General features: G+C 72.1%; 20 protein-coding genes and 1 tRNA gene. 8 read left to right on the top strand and 13 right to left on the bottom strand.

Going from position 1 to position 21185, the window contains the following annotated elements:
* Positions 1-19: 19 nt before the first annotated feature.
* The 3 genes from ACWEFJ_RS07515 to ACWEFJ_RS07525 all read right to left on the bottom strand — a co-directional run bounded on the left by ACWEFJ_RS07515 (position 20) and on the right by ACWEFJ_RS07525 (position 1537).
* The gene (locus tag ACWEFJ_RS07515; RefSeq protein ID WP_378086241.1) at positions 20-433 is read right to left on the bottom strand and encodes a PH domain-containing protein; all 414 of its coding nucleotides are present in this window, start codon (positions 431-433) and stop codon (positions 20-22) included.
* Positions 434-649: 216 nt separating this feature from the next.
* Entirely contained in the window at positions 650-916 is a 267-nt protein-coding gene (crgA, locus tag ACWEFJ_RS07520; RefSeq protein WP_378086239.1) for a cell division protein CrgA, read from the bottom strand.
* 456 nt (positions 917-1372) lie between these two features.
* Entirely contained in the window at positions 1373-1537 is a 165-nt protein-coding gene (locus ACWEFJ_RS07525; RefSeq protein WP_449713232.1) for a hypothetical protein, read from the bottom strand.
* Between the two features lie 114 nt (positions 1538-1651).
* On the opposite strand from ACWEFJ_RS07525, the gene ACWEFJ_RS07530 reads away from it, so the two are divergent.
* Positions 1652-2809: a class E sortase gene (locus tag ACWEFJ_RS07530; RefSeq protein WP_449713233.1), complete on the top strand. Its 1158-nt coding sequence runs from the start codon at positions 1652-1654 to the stop codon at positions 2807-2809.
* Positions 2809-2967 carry a hypothetical protein gene (locus ACWEFJ_RS07535; RefSeq protein WP_170185175.1) on the top strand — a complete coding sequence of 53 codons (159 nt, stop codon included), beginning with the start codon at positions 2809-2811 and terminating at the stop codon, positions 2965-2967. Before ACWEFJ_RS07530 ends, ACWEFJ_RS07535 begins: the two co-directional genes overlap by 1 nt.
* A gap of 3 nt (positions 2968-2970) precedes the next feature.
* Here ACWEFJ_RS07535 and ACWEFJ_RS07540 read toward each other — a convergent pair whose 3' ends face one another.
* Complete coding sequence (locus tag ACWEFJ_RS07540; RefSeq protein WP_449713234.1) at positions 2971-4326, bottom strand: FAD-dependent oxidoreductase; 1356 nt, start codon at positions 4324-4326, stop codon at positions 2971-2973.
* Between the two features lie 66 nt (positions 4327-4392).
* Between ACWEFJ_RS07540 and ACWEFJ_RS07545 the strand changes: the two genes are divergently transcribed.
* Positions 4393-5037: an aminodeoxychorismate/anthranilate synthase component II gene (locus ACWEFJ_RS07545; protein WP_378086373.1), complete on the top strand. Its 645-nt coding sequence runs from the start codon at positions 4393-4395 to the stop codon at positions 5035-5037.
* A 52-nt stretch (positions 5038-5089) separates the two neighbouring features.
* Here ACWEFJ_RS07545 and pknB read toward each other — a convergent pair whose 3' ends face one another.
* From pknB to ACWEFJ_RS07580, 7 genes are all read right to left on the bottom strand, one after another.
* Positions 5090-7096, bottom strand: coding sequence for a Stk1 family PASTA domain-containing Ser/Thr kinase (gene pknB / locus ACWEFJ_RS07550; protein ID WP_378086375.1), 2007 nt, complete (start codon positions 7094-7096; stop codon positions 5090-5092).
* Positions 7097-7168: 72 nt separating this feature from the next.
* Positions 7169-8602, bottom strand: coding sequence for a serine/threonine-protein kinase (locus tag ACWEFJ_RS07555; RefSeq protein ID WP_378086377.1), 1434 nt, complete (start codon positions 8600-8602; stop codon positions 7169-7171).
* Entirely contained in the window at positions 8602-10065 is a 1464-nt protein-coding gene (locus tag ACWEFJ_RS07560) for a peptidoglycan D,D-transpeptidase FtsI family protein (protein ID WP_378086379.1), read from the bottom strand. The genes ACWEFJ_RS07555 and ACWEFJ_RS07560 overlap by 1 nt, the downstream gene beginning before the upstream one ends.
* On the bottom strand, positions 10062-11525 hold the full coding sequence (locus ACWEFJ_RS07565; protein WP_378086381.1) for an FtsW/RodA/SpoVE family cell cycle protein: 1464 nt from the start codon (positions 11523-11525) through the stop codon (positions 10062-10064). Before ACWEFJ_RS07565 ends, ACWEFJ_RS07560 begins: the two co-directional genes overlap by 4 nt.
* Positions 11526-11529: 4 nt before the next feature.
* On the bottom strand, positions 11530-12918 hold the full coding sequence (locus ACWEFJ_RS07570; RefSeq protein WP_378086383.1) for a PP2C family protein-serine/threonine phosphatase: 1389 nt from the start codon (positions 12916-12918) through the stop codon (positions 11530-11532).
* Positions 12915-13376, bottom strand: coding sequence for an FHA domain-containing protein FhaB/FipA (locus tag ACWEFJ_RS07575; RefSeq protein WP_378086385.1), 462 nt, complete (start codon positions 13374-13376; stop codon positions 12915-12917). Before ACWEFJ_RS07575 ends, ACWEFJ_RS07570 begins: the two co-directional genes overlap by 4 nt.
* 55 nt (positions 13377-13431) lie before the next feature.
* Positions 13432-14604: an FhaA domain-containing protein gene (locus ACWEFJ_RS07580; RefSeq protein WP_378086387.1), complete on the bottom strand. Its 1173-nt coding sequence runs from the start codon at positions 14602-14604 to the stop codon at positions 13432-13434.
* Between the two features lie 115 nt (positions 14605-14719).
* Here ACWEFJ_RS07580 and ACWEFJ_RS07585 point away from each other — a divergent pair.
* The 3 genes from ACWEFJ_RS07585 (at position 14720) to ACWEFJ_RS07595 (ending at position 16517) form a co-directional block, all read left to right on the top strand.
* A tRNA-Leu gene (locus ACWEFJ_RS07585) sits at positions 14720-14802 on the top strand.
* A 450-nt stretch (positions 14803-15252) separates the two neighbouring features.
* Positions 15253-15870: a hypothetical protein gene (locus ACWEFJ_RS07590; RefSeq protein ID WP_449713235.1), complete on the top strand. Its 618-nt coding sequence runs from the start codon at positions 15253-15255 to the stop codon at positions 15868-15870.
* Positions 15871-15884: 14 nt separating this feature from the next.
* Positions 15885-16517, top strand: coding sequence for an NAD(P)-binding oxidoreductase (locus ACWEFJ_RS07595; RefSeq protein WP_449713236.1), 633 nt, complete (start codon positions 15885-15887; stop codon positions 16515-16517).
* Between the two features lie 122 nt (positions 16518-16639).
* On the opposite strand, the gene ACWEFJ_RS07600 is transcribed toward ACWEFJ_RS07595, so the two are convergent.
* Positions 16640-17917 (bottom strand): D-arabinono-1,4-lactone oxidase, encoded by a 1278-nt coding sequence (locus ACWEFJ_RS07600; RefSeq protein WP_378086393.1) that lies wholly within the window; start codon positions 17915-17917, stop codon positions 16640-16642.
* Positions 17918-17990: 73 nt separating this feature from the next.
* Between ACWEFJ_RS07600 and ACWEFJ_RS07605 the strand changes: the two genes are divergently transcribed.
* Positions 17991-19178 (top strand): amino acid deaminase/aldolase, encoded by a 1188-nt coding sequence (locus ACWEFJ_RS07605; RefSeq protein WP_449713237.1) that lies wholly within the window; start codon positions 17991-17993, stop codon positions 19176-19178.
* Positions 19179-19188: 10 nt separating this feature from the next.
* Here the strand turns inward: ACWEFJ_RS07605 and ACWEFJ_RS07610 are convergent, their stop codons facing one another.
* A complete protein-coding gene (locus ACWEFJ_RS07610) occupies positions 19189-19857 on the bottom strand; it encodes a TetR/AcrR family transcriptional regulator (protein ID WP_378086397.1) in 669 nt (222 codons plus the stop codon).
* 64 nt (positions 19858-19921) lie between these two features.
* Here ACWEFJ_RS07610 and ACWEFJ_RS07615 point away from each other — a divergent pair, with 64 nt between their 5' ends.
* On the top strand, positions 19922-21166 hold the full coding sequence (locus ACWEFJ_RS07615) for a glycoside hydrolase family 1 protein (protein ID WP_449713238.1): 1245 nt from the start codon (positions 19922-19924) through the stop codon (positions 21164-21166).
* The last annotated feature ends 19 nt before the right edge of the window (positions 21167-21185 follow it).

A 21185-nucleotide genomic window follows, 5' to 3' on the forward strand; every position in this document is an offset into this window, starting at 1 on the left:
GCCGGGGCTTCGGCGCCGGTCACGGGCGCAGGGCGTGCAGGACGTCGGCCACGTCCCGCGGGTCCGTGCCCAGGTCGATCGGGGTGAACACGAACAGCTGCTCGTCCTCGCCCCGCCGCCAGTCCAGCTCCAGGGTGACCGTCTCGCGGCCGAGCCTGCGGGTGTGGGCCAGCCGCACCTTGACCTCGTGCCAGGGCAGCAGCCGCGGCCCCGACAGGGTGCGCACGGTGAGGCCCGAGTCGTCCACCAGCAGCCGCGGTCGGACGAAGGTGCCGTAGGCGCCCAGCGCGAGCAGCAGGAGGGTGGCGAGGCCGAGGAAGACCCGGCTCGTGGCCTGTGAGCTGAGGATGGTGACCAGCAGGAACACGGCGGCCAGGCCCCAGGCGAGGCCGACCATGCCGGGTTGGGGCGACCAGGTGCGCGGTGGGTTCACGCTTCCGAGTCTGCCGCACTTGTGGACAACTGGAGCCCCCGACCGGCGCTTGTGCATTTTGGCGCAAAGTTGTCCACAGGAGTTGTCCCCATTGGGGATGACTTACACCCGTGTGCTTCGGTGACCTTCGGGTGAACGCGGTGAACTACCGGGTAACGCGGAACGGCCCGGACGTGGAGCACGTCCGGGCCGTCAGCCACTGCGCGTAGTGCGTGGTCAGCGCCATTTCATGGTCATCAGCAGACCGACGATCATGAGGGCGAACCCGATGCCGAAGTTCCAGGACCCGAGGTCCATCATCACCGGGACCTTCTCGCCCGCGATGTAGTTGACCACCAGCCACGCCAGCCCCAACAGCATCATGCCGAGCATCACGGCGATGTAGACGGGGTGCGACGGCCCCGCCGCCTTGACCTTCACCGGGGTGCGGCGATCGGCAGGCGCCGTGTAGACGGCCTTCTTGCGGACCTTGGACTTGGGCATGCTGTCCTCGCCTGACGGGTGGATAGGTCTCCAGTGGGCGTGAGTTCACGTCCACTGCTGGATGAACACGTTAACGTAACCGAGCAGGTCCCTGAAGCACCGTGTAGTTCTGGAACGTTCGGCTTGGGAGGTTTTCCGGTGAGCTACGACCCGCCTCCGCCGCAAGGCGGCCCGCCGGGCCGGCCGCCACGACCCGGGCCACCGCCGCCGCAGGTCCCCGGCGAACCGCCGCTCCCCGGCCACCGCCCGCCCACGCCTCCCGGCGGTTTCACCAGGCCATCGACCCCTCCGGGTGGTGTCGACCGGCCGGTTGGCCGCCCGGACCGCCCGGTCCCGCCACCCGTCGGCGCGGACCGCCCACCCACGCCACCAGGGGGATTCGACCGCCCTGCGGGCCGGCTCGGAGACCCGGACCGGCCGGCGACCCCTCCCGGCGGTTTCAGCCGTCCGGGTGAGTCACGCCCGCCCCGCGTCGAACCGCCCGCCGCAGGTCGCCGTGCGCTCCCCGACGACGCGGCGCCCCCGCCGGCCCCGCCCGGCGGCCGCCGGGCGCTGCCGGACGACGCCGCCCACCCGGTCGAACCGCCGGCCGGCCGGCGCGCGCGCCGTGACGACGCTCACCCGGTCGAGCCGCCGACGCCCGGTCGCCGCGCCCGCCGGGGCGACGAGCCGTTCCCGGCCGACGCGCCGCCCGCCGGCCGCCGGGCCCGGCGCGACGACGTGCCGCCCGTCCCGGTGGACCCCTACAAGACCTCCTACGTCGAGCCGGTGGCGGTCGAGCACCCGGCCCGCCGGGCGGCGCCCTCCGAGGTGGCCGCCCGCCTCGGCGGCGCGCCGGCCCCCGCCGGCCCCGGGCGGCCCCGGCCCGCGCCGCCGGACGTGGACGCCACCCGCTACACGAACGCGTTCTCCGGCAGCCTGCCCCCGCCTCCCGGCGCACGCCCGCCCGGGCCGCCGCGTCGCCCTCGCCCCGTCGACCCGCCCACCGAGGTCATCGCGCCCGTGGACGACTACGACGACGACTACGAGGACTACGACGACGAAGAGGAGTTCTACGAGGACGACGACTACTACGACGACGAGGACGAGCAGCCCGCGCCGCCGCCCGACAGCGTGGCCCGCAAGACCGTCCGCGCGATCGGCGAGCTGCTGATCACGGCCGGCCTGGTCATCCTGCTGTTCGTCGTCTACGAGGTGTACGTCACCGACCTCATCTCGGCGGGCAAGCAGGACGACGCCACGCAGGCGCTGGACGAGCAGTGGAACTCGAACACGGTCGAGTCCGACCCGCAGCGCCACGCCCAGTACGAGCTGCTGGACGGCCAGGCGTTCGCCAAGATGTACATCCCCGCGTTCGGCCCGGACTACAAGTTCTCCATCGTCGAGGGCACCACCGACAAGGACCTGGAGATCGGCCCCGGCCACTACAAGGGCACGGCGCTGCCGGGCGACCCGGGCAACTTCTCCGTCGCGGGCCACCGGGTCGGCAAGGGCGCGCCCTTCAACGACCTGGACCTGCTGAACTCGTGCGACGCGATCGTGGTCGAGACGCAGACCCAGTGGTTCGTCTACCGGGTGCTGCCGAAGTCCGGCGAGGCGGCGACGTGGGCGCAGAAGCAGGCCGACCCCAAGTGCGAGAAGGTCTCGCCGCTCGGCGCGCCCTACGACAAGACCGTCGGCCAGGAGATCGTGCTGCCCACGCAGGGCGAGGTCATCGACCCGGTGCCGCACTTCGAGGGCGAGGTGCCCGCGGCGCAGCAGGTGGCGCTGATGACGCTGACCACCTGCCACCCGCGGTTCTCCGACAAGCAGCGGCTCATCGTGCACTCGGTGCTGACGATGAGCTACCCGAAGGCCCCCGGTTTCGTGCCCGAAGAGATGAAGGAGCAGTGATGTACGGGTGGATCTGGCGGCACCTCCCCGGCCCGCTGCCCGTGCGCGTCCTGGAGGCGCTGGTGCTCGTGGCCGGGGTGGTCGCGCTGCTGATGTTCGTGGTGTTCCCGTGGGCGGAGCCGAAGCTGCCGTTCAACAACGTGACGACGCCCCAGTAGCCGCTACGACCGGCAGATGCCGGTCATCTCCGCCCGGTCCACGACCTTGACCCGGTCGCGGCCGCGGGCGGCGCCGAGGGCCAGCTCGTGCGCGTCCAGCCGGCGCCACCCTTCGACGGTGGTGAACGGCACGGCGCGCTGCTCCAGGAACCGGACCACCGCGTCCGGCTCGCGGGCGGGCGCGGGCGGCAGCCCCGGCGCGTCGGCGAGCAGGCTGGTCACGGTCTCCAGCGCGTCGCCCTTGGTGTGGCCGATGAGGCCGACCGGGCCGCGCTTGACCCAGCCGGTGACGTACACGCCCGGCACGGCGCGCTCGTCCAGGTCGAGCACCCGGCCCGCCCGGTGCGGCACGGTGCCGGAGGAGTGGTCGAACGGCAGGTCGACCAGGGGCGTGGACAGGTAGCCGACGGCCCGGTAGACCGCCTGCACGGGCCAGTCGGTGAACTCGCCGGTGCCGCGCACGCCGCCGTCGCCGGTCAGCTCCATCCGCTCGGTGCGCAGGCCGGTGACCGACCCGGACCCGAGCACCGCCACGGGCGCCTGCAGGAAGTGCAGGTGCAGCCGGCGCGGGCGGTCGCGGACGTCGCGGACCGCCCACTCCTGCAGGGTCTTGACCACCATCTCGACCTGCTTGTTCGACCGGATCGCGGCCATGCTCGCCGCGTCGAACTCGATGCCCTCGGGGTGCACGACCACCTCGACGTTGGGCGAGTGGTCCAGCTCCCGCAGCTCCAGCGGGGTGAACTTGGCCTGCGCCGGGCCGCGGCGGCCGAAGACGTGCACGTCGGTGACCGGGCTGGCCCGCAGCCCTTCGTGCACGGTGTCCGGGATGTCGGTGGCCAGCAGCTCGTCGGCGGTCTTGGCCAGCACGCGGGCGACGTCGAGCGCGACGTTGCCCACGCCGAGCACGGCGACCTCGCGGGCCCGCAGCGGCCAGGTGCGCGGCACGTCGGGGTGCCCGTCGTACCAGGAGACGAACTCGGCCGCGCCGTGGGAGCCGTCCAGCTCGATGCCGGGGATGTCCAGCGGCCGGTCCTTCTCCGCGCCGGTGGCGAAGACCACCGCGTCGTAGAAGTGCCGCAGGTCGTCCAGCTTGAGGTCGACGCCGTACCCGACGTTGCCGAAGAACCTGATCCCCGGCCGGTCCAGCACGCGTTGCAGGGCGTTGACGATGCCCTTGATGCGCGGGTGGTCCGGGGCGACGCCGTACCGGATCAGGCCGTACGGCGCGGGCAGCCGCTCGAACAGGTCGACGCCGACGTCCGTCCCCGACTCGGCCGCGGACTTGGTGAGGAGGTCGGCGGCGTAGATGCCGGCGGGGCCGGCGCCGACGACGGCGACGCGCAGGGAACGGGTCATACCTCCAGGTTAGGTGAGGCTAAGCTCACTTCTGGCGAGAGGTTGGTCACGGCTACGCTGGCGGCCATGCGCGTGCTCGTGGTCGACAACTACGACAGCTTCGTCTACAACCTCGTCCAGTACCTGGCCCAGCTCGGGGTCGAGTGCGTGGTGCGGCGCAACGACGCCGTCGAGCTGGACGAGGTCGACGACGTCGGCGGCGTCCTGGTCAGCCCCGGCCCCAGCACGCCGGACAAGGCGGGCCGCAGCATGGACGTCATCCGCCACTGCGCGGACCGCGGCGTCCCCGTGTTCGGGGTGTGCCTGGGCCACCAGGCCATCGGCGCGGTGTGGGGCGGCACGGTCGACCTCGCGCCGGAACTCCTGCACGGCAAGACCAGTGTGGTGCACCACGACGGCGCGGGCGTGCTGAAGGGCGTGCCCAGCCCGTTCGTCGCCACCCGCTACCACTCGCTGACCGTGCTGCCGGACACCGTCCCGGCCGAGTTCGAGGTGACGGGCCGCACCGAGTCCGGCGTCGTGATGGCCATGCGCCACCGGGAGCTGCCGGTCGAGGGCGTGCAGTTCCACCCGGAGTCCGTGCTGACCGAGGGCGGCCACCGGATGCTGGCGAACTGGCTGGCCGTGTGCGGCTTCGAGGTGCCCGAGGCGACCGTGTCGCAGCTGGAGAACGGCATGCGCCAACTCGCCGCGGCGGCCGGCCGGAAGTAGGTCTCGTAAAAAGGCCCCCTCCGCGGTGGAGGGGGCCTTTTTCGCGGGTCCGCTACCGGGTTGAGGTCGGTCCGCCGAGCTTGAAGTCGCCCAGGATCACGTTGATCCGGGCGTTCTTGCCGGCGGGCGCCTCGGGCTTGATCTCCTGGTCCAGGATCTTCTTGTCCTGGCCGATCTCGGAGACCGGCTCGCGGTCGCTCACGGCCAGGTCGTTGCCGGTCCAGCCGGCCTGGCTGAGCCTGCTGCGCGCCTGGTTCTCGGTGAGGCCGCGCAGGTCGGGCATGATGAACTGGTTGTTCTTGGACACGCTCAGCGTGACGACCGTGCCCTTCTCCAGCCGCCCCGGCGCGGGGTTCTGGGCCACGACCTCGTTCAACGGCTCCGGGCTGTCGACGTCCTTGGTCTGCACCTTGAACCCGTTGCCCTCCAGGGTCGCCCGCGCGTTCTCCAGGGTCTGGCCGGTCACGTCCGGCAGCTGCACGGTGTCGGGCGCCTTGCCCAGCGTCACCGTGATGGTGCTGCCCTTGGGCGCGCTGGTGCCCGCCGACGGCGACTGCGAGACGACCTTGCCGACCAGGTTCGGGTCGTCGGTCTCGACGGTCTCGGTGGCCTGCTGGTAGACCCACTGCTCGGCTTCGAGCTTGCGCTGGGCGTCCTGGGGGCTCAGACCGGTGACGCTCGGCACCGGCGCGGCCTGCGGGGCGTCGCCGATCACGAGCTTGACCACGCTGCGCTTGTCGACCTCGCGGTTCGCGGGCGGGTCGGTGGAGATCACCTTGCCGATCTGGTCCGCGGTGCACGTCGGCTGCGGTCCCGGCTGGCACGGCATCGTCTCGACCTCGACGGACAGCTCCTTGCCCTCCAGCTCGGCGCGGGCCGCCGACTGCTCCTTGCCGACCAGCGACGGCACGGTCACCTTCTCCGTCGCCGCCTTGTTGTCGTCGCCGCCCATCAGGGACGTGGTGATCCACGTGGCGAGCGCGAGCACGGCGATGCAGAGCAGGACGACCAGCGCGATCATGATCGTCTTCTTGCGCCGCGCCCGCCGCTCCTCCTCTTCCTCGGCCAGCGGGTCGTACTCGGCCGGCTCGTCGCGCTGCGCCGCCGGCCGGTGCCGGCCGCCGCCGGTGGAGGGGGCGATCTCGGTGCGCGGCGCGGACGACTGGTTCAGCACCGCGGTGCGGTCCTCGGCCGTCATCACGGCGGGCGCCGACGGCCGCTGCCCGGACAGCACGCGCACCAGGTCCGCGCGCAGCTCGGCGGCCGACTGGTAGCGGTTGGCCGGTCCCTTGGCCATCGCCTTCAGCACGATCGCGTCCAGCGCGGGCGACACCTTCGGGTTCAGCGCCGACGGCGGCTTCGGGTCCTCCCGCACGTGCTGGTAGGCCACCGCCACGGGCGAGTCGCCGGTGAAGGGCGGCTCCCCGGTCAGCAGCTCGAACAGCACGCAGCCCGACGCGTACACGTCGGACCGCCCGTCCACCGCCTCGCCGCGGGCCTGCTCCGGCGACAGGTACTGGGCGGTCCCTATCACGGCGGCGGTCTGGGTCACCGCGGCCTGGCCGTCGTGCACCGCGCGCGCGATGCCGAAGTCCATCACCTTCACCGCGCCCGACCGGGTGATCATGACGTTCGCGGGCTTCACGTCCCGGTGCACGATCCCGTGCCGGTGGCTGAAGTCCAGCGCGGCCGACACGTCGGCCATGACCTCCATCGCCCGCTTGCCCGACAGCGGGCCCTGGGTCTTGACGATGTCGCGCAGCGTCCGCCCGTCGACGAACTCCATGACGATGTAGGGCAGCGGGCCGTACTCGGTCTGGGTCTCACCGGTGTCGTAGACCGCGACGATGGCGGGGTGGTTCAGCGCCGCCGAGTTCTGGGCCTCGCGACGGAACCGCTCCTGGAACTGGGTGTCACGGGCGAGGTCGGCGCGCAGCACCTTGATGGCCACGTCCCGGCCGAGCCGGACGTCCCGGCCCTTGTGCACCTCCGACATGCCGCCGTAGCCGAGGGTCTCACCCAGTTCGTAGCGGTTGGAGAGCAGTCGCGGAGTGCTCATCAGTGCTTCGTCCCGCTCCTCGTCAACGGTCTCACCATCAAGCCTTGCGTTCGCAGTCGTACCGTTCGCGCGTCATGTCGGTACACACGTCACCGTGACCCGTGAGCCGATCGCAACCTCACCGGTCGGCGCCAGGTCCGTCACCAGGCACCGCTCCGGCTCCCGCGGCGCACCCCCGTCCTCGGAATGCACCTCGGGCGCCAGGCCGTGCCCGGAGAGCCGCTTCGCGACCTCGTCCACCGGCAGGTCGACGAAGTCCGATTTCGTGATCGTCACCTTCGGTTTGCCGGGGAGCCGATCGGTCGAGTCGTCCAACGGGCGGGCGCTCGTGGTGCCCTGCTGCGTCGCCCCGCCGGGCACCTCGTCCTCCTTCAGCGCCCAGCGCAACACGACCACGCCGAGCACCAGCAGCGCGACCACCAGCAGAGCGACCATAACCCACAGCACGACCCGGTTGCGCCCCGGAGGCGGTGGACCCGCCGGCAACGGACGGAAAGCGCCCGTGTGCGGAGTGTTCAGGGCCGGTGGCACCGGTTGCAGGCCGGGGCGCGACCCGGGGTGGGTCACCGGGTTGCCCGGGTGGTGGTGCTGGGGGTGGGCCGGGGGCGGCGTCATCGGCGCGACCATCGGCGCGCCGACCGCCATCGCCAGCCCGGACGGCGCGGGCAGCGGCTGGCCGGCGCGCACCGCGCTCACCGCGGACGCGAACTCGCCGCCGTTGCGGTACCGCTGGCGGGGGTCCTTCACCAGGGTCGCCTCGATCAGCGCGCGGGGACCCGGCGGCACGTCCGGCGGCAGCGGCGGGGCGATGTCGCGGATGTGCATCATCGCGACCGTCACCGCGTTCTCCGACAGGAACGGCCGGTGCCCGGTCAGGCACTCGTAACCGCACACGGCCAGCGCGTACACGTCCGACGCGGGCTCGGCGGCGTGGCCGAGCGCCTGCTCCGGCGCGATGTAGTGGGCGGTGCCCATGACCATCCCGCTGTGCGTGACGGGCGCGGCGTCGGCGGCCTTCGCGATGCCGAAGTCGGTGATCTTCACCTTGCCGGTCGGCGTCACCAGGATGTTGCCGGGCTTCACGTCCCGGTGCACCAGGCCGCGCTCGTGCGCGGCCTGCAACGCGTTGCCCGCCTGCTCCAGCAGGTCGAGCGTGCGGTCCGCGCCGAGCCGGCCGCGGGCGATGATCGCGGCCAGCGGCTCGCCCTCGACCAGCTCCATCACCAGGTAGGCGGTGTCCTCCGGCCCGTCCGGGACCGACGCCGTCTCGCCGTAGTCGTGCACCGCGGCGATGCCGGGGTGGTTGAGCGACGCGGTGGTGCGCGCCTCGATCCGGAACCGGTTCAGGAACTCCGCGTCACCGCTCAGCTCGGCCTTCAGCACCTTCACCGCGACCTTGCGGTCGAGCCGGGTGTCGTCGGCCTCCCAGACCTCGCCCATGCCGCCGACGGCGATCCGCCTGGACAGGCGGTACCGCTCGGCGAGCAACTGGCCGGAGGTCAGCATCAGCGTCCCCCGAGGTAGGCGCCGATGACCGCGCGGCCGATCGGCGCGGCGACCCGGCCACCCGTGGCCGACAGGCCCTGCTGCCCGCCGTTCTCCACGATCACCGCGATCGCGATCTCGGGCTTCTCGGCCGGCGCGAACGCCACGTACCAGGCGTGCGGGTTGGTCGAGCGCACGTCGTCGCCGTGCTCGGCGGTGCCCGTCTTCGACGCGATGGTCACGCCGCTGAGCTTGCCGCCGCCGCCCGTGTTGTTCTCCGAGGCGATCATCATGTCGCGCAGCGCGTTGGCCTGCGCGGGCTCCATCGCCTCGTCGACCTCGTCCGGCTTGGTCTCGCTGATCGCCTGGAGGTCCGGCGCGAGGATCTTGCCGATCAGGTGCGGCTGCATCCGCACGCCGCCGTTGGCGATGGTCGCCGCCAGCACCGCGTTGGCCAGCGGCGTCACCCGGACGTCCTTCTGGCCGATGCCGGTCTGGTAGATCGACGGCTTGTCCGCCATGGGGCCGAGCGTCGAGGGCACGACCGACAGCGGGATCTTCAGGTCCTGCTCGCCGATGCCGAACTTGGCCGCCTGGTCGCGCAGCTTCTCCGGGCCGAGTTCCGCGGCCAGCACCGCGAACGCGGTGTTGCACGACTTGGCCAGCGCCTCCTGCAGGGAGGCGGTGACGCCGTTGCCGCAGGTGGTGTCGTTGAAGTTCGGCAGCGGGGTGTTCGTGCCCGGCAGCGTGATCACCGGGCGGCCGTCGACCTCGCTGTCCTTGGTCTTGCCCTCGGCCAGCGCCGCCGCGGTCACCACCAGCTTGAACGTCGAGCCGGGCGGGTAGTTCTCGTGCACCGCGCGGTTGAGCATCGGCTTGGACTCGTCCGCGTCGTAGGCGGTCCACGCCTCTTCCTGCACGTCCACGTCGTGGCTGGCGAGCACGTTCGGGTCGTAGGACGGGGTGCTCGCCATGGCCAGGATCTCGCCGGTCTGCGGCCGGATGGCCACCACCGTGCCGGTCACGCCCTGGAGCCGCTCGAACGCCGCCTGCTGGAGCTTCGCGTCGATGGTGAGCTGGAGGCTGCCGCCCTTGGGGTCGCGGCCCGTGATCAGGTCCGACACCCGGCGCGCGAACAGCCGGTCGTCCGAGCCGTTGAGCAGGTCGTCCTCGGCGCGCTCCATGCCGCCCGCGCCGTACAGCGTGGAGAAGTAGCCGGTCACCGGCGCGAACGCGGGGCCGTTGGCGTAGGTGCGCAGGTAGCGCAGCCGGTCGTCGACCCGCTGCACGCTGGCCAGCGGCGTGCCGTCGGCGGAGATGATCTGGCCGCGCTCCCGCGAGTACTGGTCCAGCACCACCCGGCGGTTGAGCGGGTTCTTGCGGTAGTCGTCGGCCTTGATGACCTGCACGTACGTCGCGTTGCCGAGCAGCAGGAGCATCATCGCCATCATGGCGAGGCCGACCCGGCGGAGCGGTGTGTTCATTTGGGACGCTCCACCATGACAGTGAACTGGTCGGCGATGGCCGGCTGCTGCGGCCGCGGCTTCGGCGTGGACTTCGGCGCGCGCGCCGCGTCCGAGATGCGCAGCAGCAACGCCACCAGGATGTAGTTGGCCAGCAGCGACGACCCGCCGTAGGACAGGAACGGCGCGGTGATGCCCGTCATCGGGATCAGCTTGCTGACGCCGCCGACGACGATGAAGATCTGGAACGCCACCGCGAACGCCAGGCCGCCCCCGAGGAGCTTGCCGAACGTGTCGCGCACGGCGAGCGCGCTGCGCAGGCCGCGCATCGCGAACACGGTGTAGATCAGCAGCACCGCGGCCAGCCCGACGAAGCCCAGCTCCTCGCCGATCACGGCGGTGATGAAGTCGGTGTTGGCCTCGGGGATCTGGTCCGGCCGGCCGCCGCCCAGTCCCGCGCCGAACAACCCGCCGGTGCCGAGCCCGAACAGCGACTGCACGATCTGGTAGCCCGCCCCGGACGGGTCGGCGAACGGGTCCAGCCAGTTCTGCACCCGGATCTGGACGTGGCCGAACAGCTTCCACGCCACGACCGCGCCGACGCAGAACATCACCACGCCCAGCACCACCCACGCGGCCCGCTCGGTCGCCACGTACAGCAGCACCAGCACGATGCCGAAGAACAGCAGCGAGCTGCCCAGGTCCTTCTGCAGCACCATGATGCTCACGCCGACCGCCCACGCGGCGACCAGCGGGCCCAGGTCCCGGGCGCGCGGCAGGTCCAGGCCGAGGATCCGGCGGCCGGCGATGGTGAACAGGTCGCGCTTCGACACCAGGAACGCGGCGAAGAAGACCATCAGCAGGATCTTCGCGAACTCGCCCGGCTGGATGGAGAACGCGCCGAAGCTCAGCCAGATCTTCGCGCCGTTGATCTCCGGCGCGATGAAGCTCGGCAGCACGCCCGGCAGCACCAGCGCGACCAGGCCCAGCAGGCCCGCGGTGTAGCCGTAGCGCGCCAGCGTGCGGTGGTCGGACAGCACCTTCAGCGCGGTGCAGAACAGCACCAGCGCGATCGCCGTCCAGAGGACCTGCTTGGGCGCGGCGGGCGACCACACCTGGTTGCCGGGCAGCTTCACGTCGGCCATGGCCAGGTCGATCCGGTGGATCATGACCAGGCCCAGGCCGTTGAGCAGCGCGACGCACGGCATGATCACCGGATCGGCGTAGGGCGCCCATTTGCGCACCGCGAGGTGCGCGACGGTCAGCAGGCCCAGGTAGGCCAGGCCCAGCCACACGATCCGCATGGTCAGTTCCTGCTCCTGGTTCGCCTCGACCAGGATCAACGCGCCCGTCACGAGCGTGGCGGCGAACGCGAGCATGAACAGCTCGGTGCTGCGTCGGGTGGGCGGCCTCAACCCGGGCGACGTGCTGCTCGCCGCCGCGAGCGGTGTGCCCTCAGCGCCGGGGACCGGCGAACCCATGCGACTACTGACCCTTTCGGCAATCCGTGCCCGGCTTCTGCACGGGCGTGGTGAGGGGGGTCCCCTCCGCGGTGGTGGACGTGGTCGCCCCGGTCGGGGTTGTCGTCGGGGGCGCGGTGGTGGTGGACGTCTCCGTGCCCGTAGACCCGGTGCTGTCCTTCGGGCAGAACGGCAGCGTCTGCTCGGTGCGCAGGCGGCGGATCGCCTCCCGGGCGCCCTCCAGCCCGTCCACGTCGGTGATGCCGTTGCGCACCACGTCCCGGGTGGCGACCTTCAGGTCGTCCACCGTGATCGGCTCGCACGCCTGCGCGCCGGGCGGGCACGAGCCCTCCACCTGGCGGTGCAGGTCGAAGCCGAACACGCTGCCGGTGACGCCGCGGAACACCGCGACCTCGCCGTTGTCCGCCGTGCCCACGTAGTACTGGCGCAGCACGTACCAGCGCGTGCCCAGACCCGCCGCGGCCAGCAGCAGGAGCAGGAAGACCACCAGGCCGAGCGCCTTGAGCCGGCTGCCGCGCGACCGCCGGGGGTCCGGCGGCGGCATCGGCTCGACCCGCGGCGGCAGCGGTCGGGGCCCCGTGATGGAACTCGCCCGCGAGGCGGGCGAGTCGGGTGGTGGCGGGTCTTCGCTGCCGTCTCCGGCGGCGCCGCCCACTATCGGCGCGTCCTCCCCGAAGTCGACGTCGACCACGTCGGCGACGACGACCGTCACGTTGTCGGGGCCGCCGCCCTTGAGCGCCAGCTCGATCATCCGGTCCGCGCACGCCTGCGGGTCCGGGATGCGGATCGCCTCTTCCAGCGTCTCCATGCTGACCACGCCGGACAGGCCGTCCGAGCACAGCAGGTAGCGGTCGCCCGGACGGGCCTCCCGCACCATCAGCCTCGGCTCCACCTCGTGGCCGGTCAACGCGCGCAGCAGCAGCGACCGCTGCGGGTGCGTGGCCGCTTCCTCCTCGGTGATCCGTCCCTCGTCGATCAGCGACTGGACGAACGTGTCGTCGTGCGTGATCTGCGTGAACGTGCCGTTGCGCAGCATGTACGCGCGGGAGTCGCCGATGTGCACCATGCCCAGCCGCGAGCCCGCGAACAGCACGGCGGTGAGCGTGGTGCCCATGCCGTCCAGGTCGGGGTCGCTCTGCACGAGCTCGGAGATCGCGCCGTTGCCGGCGATCACCGCGTCGCGGAGCTGGCCGAGCAGGTCGTCGCCCGGCTCGTCGTCGTCGAGCGGGGCCAGGGCGGCGATGACGACCTTGCTGGCGACCTCGCCGGCGGCGTGGCCGCCCATGCCGTCGGCGAGCGCGAGCAGGCGGGGACCCGCGTACACGGAGTCCTGGTTGTTCGAGCGGACCAGGCCCCGGTCGCTGCGGGCCGCGTATCGGAGGACGAGGGTCATGAGCGCAGCTCGATCACCGTTTTGCCAATTCGGATCGGGGAGCCGAGCGGGACCCGGAGTGGGGCCGTGACCTTCGCCCGGTCGAGGTACGTGCCGTTCGTGGAGCCGAGGTCCTCCACGTACCAGTCGGTGCCGCGCATCGACAACCGCGCGTGCCGGGTCGACGCGAAGTCGTCGTCCAGCACGAGCGTGGAGTCGTCCGCGCGGCCGATCAGGATCGGCCTGCCGTCCAGGGAGATGCGCGTGCCCGCCAGCGCGCCGTGGGTCACGACGAGCTGCCGGGCCGCCTTGGTGCCCCGGGCGGCTTTGTTAGCGCCCCTGCCGAACTTGGGCGTCGGGACGCGGAGCCCCGACGCCGCGTACAGGTCGGAGCGGACCACTCGAAGCGCAGCCAACACGAACAACCAGAGCAGGACGAGGAAACCCGCTCTGGTCAGCTGCATCACCAGCTCTGGCACCGGTTGTAACCGCTCCTGACTTGAGTGCCGTCACGCCTTCGCCCGGATCGACGACTCAGCCCTGGGTGCGGTAGACCAGCGAGGAGTGGCCGATGCGGACGACGTCGCCTTCCGCGAGCTGCCAAGTCTGCACTGGAGTGCCGTTCACCGTGGTGCCGTTTGTCGAACCGAGATCAGCGAGCATGGCACTGTGCCCGTCCCAGGTGATCTCCAGGTGCCTCCTGGAGACGCCCGTGTCGGGGAGCCGGAAGTCCGCTTCCTGGCCGCGGCCGACCACGTTGCCGCCCTGCTTCAGGTTGTAGGTGCGGTTGGAACCGTCGTCCAGGTGCAGCGTCGCGTTGAGCTGGCGCGGGCCGGACTGGACGGCCGGCGGCGCGTAGCCCTGCCCCGGGTCGCCGTAGCCCTGCTGCCCGTAGCCCTGGTCGTAGCCGGGCTGCCCGTAGCCCTGCTGGCCGTAACCCTGGTCGTACCCGGGCTGCTGGCCGTAGCCCTGGTCGTAGCCGGGCTGGCCGTACCCCGGTTGGGGCTGGCCGTAGCCCTGGTCGTAGCCGGGCTGCTGGCCGTAACCCTGGTCGTAGCCGGGCTGGGGCTGGCCGTAGCCCTGGTCGTAGCCCTGCTGGCCGTAACCCTGGTCATAGCCCTGCTGCTGGCCGTAGCCCTGGTCGTACCCGGGCTGCTGCTGACCGTACCCCTGCTGGTCGTAGCCCTGCTGCTGCTGGCCGTAGCCGCCCTGTGCATAGGGGTCGTAGGCGGGCTGGCCCTGTCCTTGTCCGTAGCCGGGAGGCTGGCTCATGGATCCGTCTCCTGCAGTGCGAGGTGGTGCTGACCGTCGGCTGGCAACTTTCACGTCGGGGTCGACGGACGAGCTGGTTCGGAACTGTCCCGTGTGCAGCGCGTCGGAGCGCTCCAGGGAGACTACGACGTCACCATAGGTGTCCCATCCGCTCTCTTCGAGGTGCTCCCGGATGGAGTCCCCGAGAAGCTGGGTGATGCGTAGTTCATCCTGGCCGTCCCCGGCAAGCCGGTCGTGGTCCTGCGGACCCAGCAGGACCTGGAAGTGGTTCGGAGCGAGCAACCTGCCACCCGCCAACTCGCGGATGTTGCTCTCCGCCTCCCGCTGCAGTGCCTGGGCCACTTCCTGCGGGACGACGTTGCCACCGAACACCCGCGCGAAGGTGTTGCCCACGATGCCTTCGAGACGGCGCTCGAAGCGCTGTACGAGGCCCACGGCAACCCTCCGACCCGGTCGACTTCCACCCCGATCGTATCCGGGGCGACGTGCCGGTACACGGGGCAATTGGTAACCCGGACGGGGACCGTGCTAGTGTTCTCCACGTCGCTCCGGGCGAGTGGCGGAATGGCAGACGCGCACGGTTCAGGTCCGTGTGTCCGAAAGGACGTGGGGGTTCAACTCCCCCCTCGCCCACAAAAACCGGAAGTCCCATCCACGATCGTGGGTGGGACTTCCGGTTTTTCGCGACCTCCCGGAATGCCGGCCGCGTGATGTCTGTCACCCGGGTGGTCCGCGGCCGAACGTGAGGGTCGTTGGGGCGGTCGGTCGATTTGGTGCGGCGAGCGGTCGGTCGGGTGCTCGGCGGGCCGGCCACCGGGGTCGGTTCGGCGGTCGATCCAGGCGAGCGACGCACACGCTGAGCAGCCTTCGGCGGTCCGCGGGGGCGTGGGGTCACCCAGACGGCAGCACCGCCGGACCGAAGTCGCTCCGCCGGTCGCCGACCGGTTACCGACCGCTCGACGCCGTCGATCGCAGGACGCCGATTGGCTCGGGGGTGCGAACGGTCCCACCTGGTACGCCTTACCCAGAGCACGAGTCGAAACGCGGCGGACAGCCCGCCGTGGTTGCCGAGGAGGCCCTGGCGTGAGCAGCACACCAGCACGGATCGCGGACACCGACGACACCAGGGCGCTGTCGGCCACCGCGATCCCGGTTCCCGAACTGCCCGGCTCCGCCGAGGAGCTGGCCGCCTCCGCGGCGGTGCGCCTCGGCTGGCACGGCGTGGTGCTGCCCGAGATGGTCCTCATGGGGCGCAAGGTCATCGTGGTGGCCGAGCTGCTGGCCGACGCGCACGCCGAGCGGGTGTGCCTGGGCGCGGGCCCGGAGACGGACCGCACGACGGTGTCCACGTGGGTCTGGCCGGAGATGGACGGCCGCGTGCCGCCCGCCGCGGTGCGGATCGTGGGCGTGCTCGCGGTGGCCCGGCACTGGCGGACCGCGCTGGCCTCGGCGGTGCCGTTCGCCCGCTTCGGCAACGCCGCCGCGGTGCTGCCGGCGTCGGTCGTGTTCACGCACGACTACCTGGCCAACTGCCTGCCGCGGGTGCGGCGCTACGGCGTCTCGGTCCTGCTGGCCGACGAGGACCTCCAGCTCAGCACGGACGTGGCGGGTCGCAACGAGACCGTGCCGGTCGAGGACACCGCGACCACCCGGTGGGTGAACGAACTGGTCTACGAGCGGGTGCTGGCGACCGCGTCCTGACCTACGGTCGGACCATGCGGGTAGTGATCGCGGGTGGGCACGGCAAGATCGCGTTGTGGGTGGAGCGGCTGCTGGCCGCGAGGGGCGACAGCGCCACGGCGCTGGTCCGCAACCCGGACCACCACGGGGACGTCCTGGACGCGGGTGGTGTCCCCGTCCACTGCGACCTGGAGGCGACCGACGTCGCTTCGGTCGCGGAACTGCTGACCGGCGCGGACGCGGCCCTGTTCGCCGCGGGCGCCGGACCGGGCAGCGGGGTGGCGCGCAAGGACACGGTGGACCGCGCGGCGGCGGTGCTGTTCGCCGAGGCGGCGCAGCGGGCCGGGGTGCGGCGGTTCGTCCAGATCAGCTCGGCCGGCATCGGCCGGACCACGGGCGACGAGGTGTTCGACGCCTACCTGGCGGCCAAGGGCGCGGCCGAGGAGGACCTGCGGGGCCGCGACCTGGACTGGACGATCCTGCGGCCGGGCCGGCTGACCGACGACGAGCCGACCGGGTTGGTCGAACTGGCCGAAACGCCCCTACGGGGTTCCGTACCGAGGGGCGACGTGGCGGCGGTCGTGCTGGCGCTCCTGGACCGCCCGGGCACGGCGCGCCGGACGTACGAGCTGATCGGCGGCGACACCCCGATCGCCGACGCCTTCTAGGCGCACCGCGCCTCCGCAGCCGTCCGTCGCGCACGTCCGCGGCGGCGCGCGCACCTCGGCGGTCGGCGTGGACCGGACCGGCGTGCCGTCCGCCCGGTGGCTGGCGGTGCGCCACCGGGCGGTCAGCCGAGGACGCGGTCGAGGTAGTCGTTGGTGAACTTGCCGGTCGGGTCCACCTCGGCCCGGACCCGGCGGAAGTCGTCGAAGCGCGGGTAGCGGTCGCGCAGGGCGTCGGCCGCGAGGCCGTGCATCTTGCCCCAGTGGGGCCGCCCGCCGACCGCGCCCGCGATCCGCTCGAACGCGTCGAAGTACCGCCGGTACGGCATGCCGAGGTACTGGTGGACGGCGATGTAAGCCGTGTCACGCCCGTGCGCGGTGGACAGCCAGATGTCGTCGCCCTGGGCGACGCGCACCTCCACCGGCACGATGACGCCGTGGTCGAGCCCGGCGACGGCCGCGCGCAGCTCGCGCAGCACGTCGTGCAGGGCCGCCCGCGGCACGGCGTACTCGCTCTCCACGAACCGGACCCGGCGCGGCGTGACGAAGACCCGGTGCGAGACGTCCCGGTAGTCGCGCTCGGACACCAGGGACCCGCACACCCGGTTGAGCGCCCTGGTGGTCGCCGGCACGGCCTTCGCCAGCCGGCAGACCAGCCCGAAGGCGGTGTTCTCCATCACCTCGTACTCGTAGAACCGGCGCAGCGCCGACAGCGGCGCGGCGGGCTCGTCCACCCGGTTGTTCCGCTTCACGATCACCCGGTCGGAGTGCGGGAACCAGTGGAACTCCACGTGGTCCTCGACCGCGGTGAGGTGGTCGAACTCCTCCAGCACCGCGTCGAGCCGGCCGGGGAACTCGCGCGCGTGCAGCACGAACGCGGGCACGCAGCGCAGCGTCACCGTGCTGATCACGCCGAGCGCGCCGAGGCCGATCCTGGCCGCGTGGAACAGCTCCGGCCGTTCGTCGGCCGAGCACCGCACGAGCGACCCGTCGGCGAGCACGAGTTCGAGCGCGACCACCTGGGTGGCCAGGCCGCCGAGCTTCGCGCCGGTGCCGTGCGTGCCGGTGGAGATGGCGCCCGCCACGGTCTGCGCGTCGATGTCGCCGAGGTTCGCCATGGCCAGCCCGAGCACGTCGAGCAGGGCGTTGAGCCGGCGCAGCGTGGTGCCGGACCGGACCGTGACCAGCGTGCCGGACACGTCGACGATCCCCGTCCACGCGTCGAGGTCGATCGCCACGCCGGGCGCGACCGCGATGCCGGTGAACGAGTGCCCGCTGCCGCGCGGCCGCACGCGCGACGCGCCCGCCACGGCTTCGGCGAGCGCGTCGACGCTCGCCGGCCGCTCCACCCGGTGCGGGTCGGCGGACGCGGTGCGCGCCCAGTTCGTCCACGGGGACCCCAATGCCCACCTCCGGGTGTGACGCGTTCCACGCACCGTAGGTGAAAGCTATTCACCTTTCAAGTACCGTGAGCCCATGCAGCACCGCACGCGCCTGGACGCCGCGACGGAGGAGCACGACCCGCCGTTCGCGATCGTCGACCTGGACGCCTTCGACAGCAACGCGGCCGACCTCGTGCGCCGCGCGGGCGGGCGGCCGATCCGGGTGGCGAGCAAGTCCGTCCGGGTCCGCGCGCTGCTGGAGCGGGTGCTCGCGCGCCCCGGGTTCGCGGGCGTCATGTGCTACTCGCTGGCCGAGGCGCTGTGGCTGTCGTCGGTCGACCTGTCCGAGGACCTCCTCGTCGCCTACCCGACCACCGACGCCGGCGCGCTCAAGGACCTCGCCAAGGACGACAAGGCCCTGGCCAGGACCACGATCGTGGTCGACTCGACCGACCACCTGGACCTGGTCGACGCCGTGCTCGGCGCGGGCCACCCCGAGATCCGGGTGTGCCTGGAGCTGGACGTGTCGTGGCGACCCGTGCCGGGCCTGCACGTCGGCCCGCGGCGGTCACCCGTGCACACGGCGCGCGACGCGCGGGCCCTGGCCGCGGAGATCGCGCGCCGGCCGGGGTTCCGGCTGGTCGGCGTGATGGCCTACGAGGGGCAGATCGCGGGCCTGGGCGACCGGCCGCCGGGCCGGCCGGTGCGCGGCGCGGTGCTGCGCTGGATGCAGCGCCACTCCGCCGCCGAGCTGGTCGAGCGCCGCGCGCTCGCGGTCGCCGCCGTGCGCGGGGTCGCCGACCTGGAGTTCGTCAACGGCGGCGGCACGGGCAGCCTGGAGATCACCGCCGCCGACCCGTCCGTCACCGAGCTGGCCGCCGGGTCCGGGCTGATCGGCCCGACCCTGTTCGACGGCTACCGCGGTTTCCGGCCCAGGCCGGCCGTGCTGTTCGCGCTGCCGGTCGTGCGCCGGCCGAAGCGGCACGTGGCCACGCTGTTCTCGGGCGGCTACGTCGCCTCCGGCACCGCGACCCCCGACCGCCAGCCCACGCCGTACCTGCCGGTCGGCCTGAAGCTGCTGCCGCTGGAGGGCGCGGGCGAGGTGCAGACCCCGGTGGTGGGCCGGGCGGCCGACTCGCTGCGCCTCGGCGACCGCGTGTGGCTGCGGCACGCCAAGGCGGGCGAGCTGGCCGAGCGGTTCACCCACTACCACGTCGTGCGCGGCGACGTGCTGGAGCGGACCGTGCCCACCTACCGGGGTGAAGGACACTCGTTCGGCTGAAACTCCGCGGCTAGTCCGGGAGCCGGGTCGACAGGTAGCCGCGGACCATGGCCTTCGCCTCGTCCAGGATCCGCTGGTCACCGGCCGGGTCGCGGCGGAACGCGAGGTTCAGCACGCCGTCCGCCGCCTCGACCGCGATCGAGATCGGCAGCTCCAGCTCGGCGAACGGGATGTCGAACTTGGCCGAGATCATCTCCGCGATGCGGTCGGAGATGACCGTGTTGTTGTCGCGCCGGTCGTCCAGCAACCGCATGTCGACCACGTCGCCGAAGTGCAGCTTGCTGAACGCGGGCACCTCGCGGTGCATCGACACGTAGACGTCGAAGATCGAGTCGACGGCGTCCCACCAGTGCTCGAGGGTGGTCGAGGTGAACCGGCCGTCCACCGTCTGGATGAACTTCTCCAGGTTCCGCAGGGTCAACGCCTGCACGACCGCCCGTTTGTCCGGGAAGAACTGGTAGAGCGAGCCGACCGCGACACCCGCGCGCTCGGCGATCAGTGTCGTGGTGACTCCGTCGTACCCGACCTCCTCGATGAGCTGTGCGCAGGCTTCGAGCATCCGCTCGACGCGCTTGGCGCTGCGCTGCTGCACCGGCTGCCGGCGCAGCGGGGTCGTACTGGTCACGGCGACTCCTGCTGACTGGGTGGCGGGTCTCCATAGTGCCCGGTGGTGGACCATTCCACTTCACTTCGCCGCGCAACACGCCTACGATCCGAACAACTTTCATGTTTGGGAGGCTCACGTGACGCTGTCCACCGACTCCCCGGGCGCCGACGACTTCCTCTGGGGCGTGTCGACCTCCGCCTTCCAGATCGAGGGCTCGTTCACCGCCGCGGGCAGGCAGCCGTCGGTGTGGGACGCGTTCCCGGCGTTCGAGGGGCAGGACGCGTCCACCGCGTGCGACCACTACCGCCGCTACCGCGAGGACGTCGGGCTCATGCGGTCGCTCGGCGTGAACGCCTACCGGTTCTCCGTGTCGTGGCCGCGGGTCCTGGCCGGTGACCTGGCGTTCTACGACCGCCTGGTGGACGAGCTGCTGGACTCCGGCATCGCGCCGGTGGTCACGCTGTACCACTGGGACACGCCGCTGGCCGTGGAGCAGGCGGGCGGCTGGCTCGCCCGCGACACCGCCTTCCGCTTCGGCGAGTACGCCGCCGAGGTCGCCGCACGCCTCGCCGACCGGGTCGCGCTGTGGATCCCGATCAACGAGCCCGCGATGGTGACGCTGCTCGGCTACGCGACCGGGCAGCACGCGCCGGGCAAGACCCTGCTCTACGACGCGCTGCCCACCGCCCACCACCTCAACCTGGCCCACGGGCTCGCCGTGCAGGCCCTGCGCTCGGCCGGGGCGCGCGCGGTCGGCACGGCCAACAACCACACGCCCGCCTGGCCCGCGACCCCGGCGGACGCGCCGGCCGCCGAGGCGTACTCGGAGCTGCACAACTGGCTCTACGCCGACGCCCAGCTCGCCGGGCGCTACCCGGACGCGCTGGCCGACCGCTTGCCGATCGTGGACGGCGACCTGGCGATCACCTCCGCGCCGCTCGACTTCTACGGCGTGAACTACTACAACCCGACCCGGCTGCGGCAGCCGTCCGAGGGCAACCCGCTGCCGTTCGAGCTGGTCGACATCGACGAGTACCCCAAGACCGGCTTCGGCTGGCCCGTCGTGCCGTCGGGGCTGTCGGAGATGATCTCCCTGCTGCGGGCGCGCTTCGCCGACCTGCCGCCGGTCCACGTGACCGAGAGCGGGTGCAGCTACCCCCACTCGCCGGAGGACACCGAGCGGATCGAGTACCTGGACGCGCACATCGAGGAAGCCCTCAAGTCCGGCGTGCGCGGGTACTTCGTGTGGTCCCTGCTGGACAACTTCGAGTGGGACTCCGGGTACTCGCAGCGGTTCGGCCTGGTCCACGTCGACTACGCGACGCAGCAACGCACCCCGCGTGCCTCTTACGAGTGGTACCGCGATCGGATCAGGCGGTGACCGCCGAGGCGTTGGCGGA

This window comes from Actinosynnema sp. NPDC004786, from assembly GCF_053601135.1.

What these genes read in the sequence shown, in the direction of transcription:
- crgA (WP_378086239.1), bottom strand. Translation starts at nt 916, where the DNA reads ATGCCCAAGTCCAAGGTCCGCAAGAAGGCCGTCTACACGGCGCCTGCC.
- ACWEFJ_RS07535 (WP_170185175.1), top strand. Translation starts at nt 2,809, where the DNA reads ATGTACGGGTGGATCTGGCGGCACCTCCCCGGCCCGCTGCCCGTGCGC.
- ACWEFJ_RS07540 (WP_449713234.1), bottom strand. Translation starts at nt 4,326, where the DNA reads ATGACCCGTTCCCTGCGCGTCGCCGTCGTCGGCGCCGGCCCCGCCGGC.
- ACWEFJ_RS07545 (WP_378086373.1), top strand. Translation starts at nt 4,393, where the DNA reads ATGCGCGTGCTCGTGGTCGACAACTACGACAGCTTCGTCTACAACCTC.
- pknB (WP_378086375.1), bottom strand. Translation starts at nt 7,096, where the DNA reads ATGAGCACTCCGCGACTGCTCTCCAACCGCTACGAACTGGGTGAGACC.
- ACWEFJ_RS07555 (WP_378086377.1), bottom strand. Translation starts at nt 8,602, where the DNA reads ATGCTGACCTCCGGCCAGTTGCTCGCCGAGCGGTACCGCCTGTCCAGG.
- ACWEFJ_RS07560 (WP_378086379.1), bottom strand. Translation starts at nt 10,065, where the DNA reads ATGAACACACCGCTCCGCCGGGTCGGCCTCGCCATGATGGCGATGATG.
- ACWEFJ_RS07565 (WP_378086381.1), bottom strand. Translation starts at nt 11,525, where the DNA reads ATGGGTTCGCCGGTCCCCGGCGCTGAGGGCACACCGCTCGCGGCGGCG.
- ACWEFJ_RS07570 (WP_378086383.1), bottom strand. Translation starts at nt 12,918, where the DNA reads ATGACCCTCGTCCTCCGATACGCGGCCCGCAGCGACCGGGGCCTGGTC.
- ACWEFJ_RS07595 (WP_449713236.1), top strand. Translation starts at nt 15,885, where the DNA reads ATGCGGGTAGTGATCGCGGGTGGGCACGGCAAGATCGCGTTGTGGGTG.
- ACWEFJ_RS07605 (WP_449713237.1), top strand. Translation starts at nt 17,991, where the DNA reads ATGCAGCACCGCACGCGCCTGGACGCCGCGACGGAGGAGCACGACCCG.
- ACWEFJ_RS07610 (WP_378086397.1), bottom strand. Translation starts at nt 19,857, where the DNA reads ATGGTCCACCACCGGGCACTATGGAGACCCGCCACCCAGTCAGCAGGA.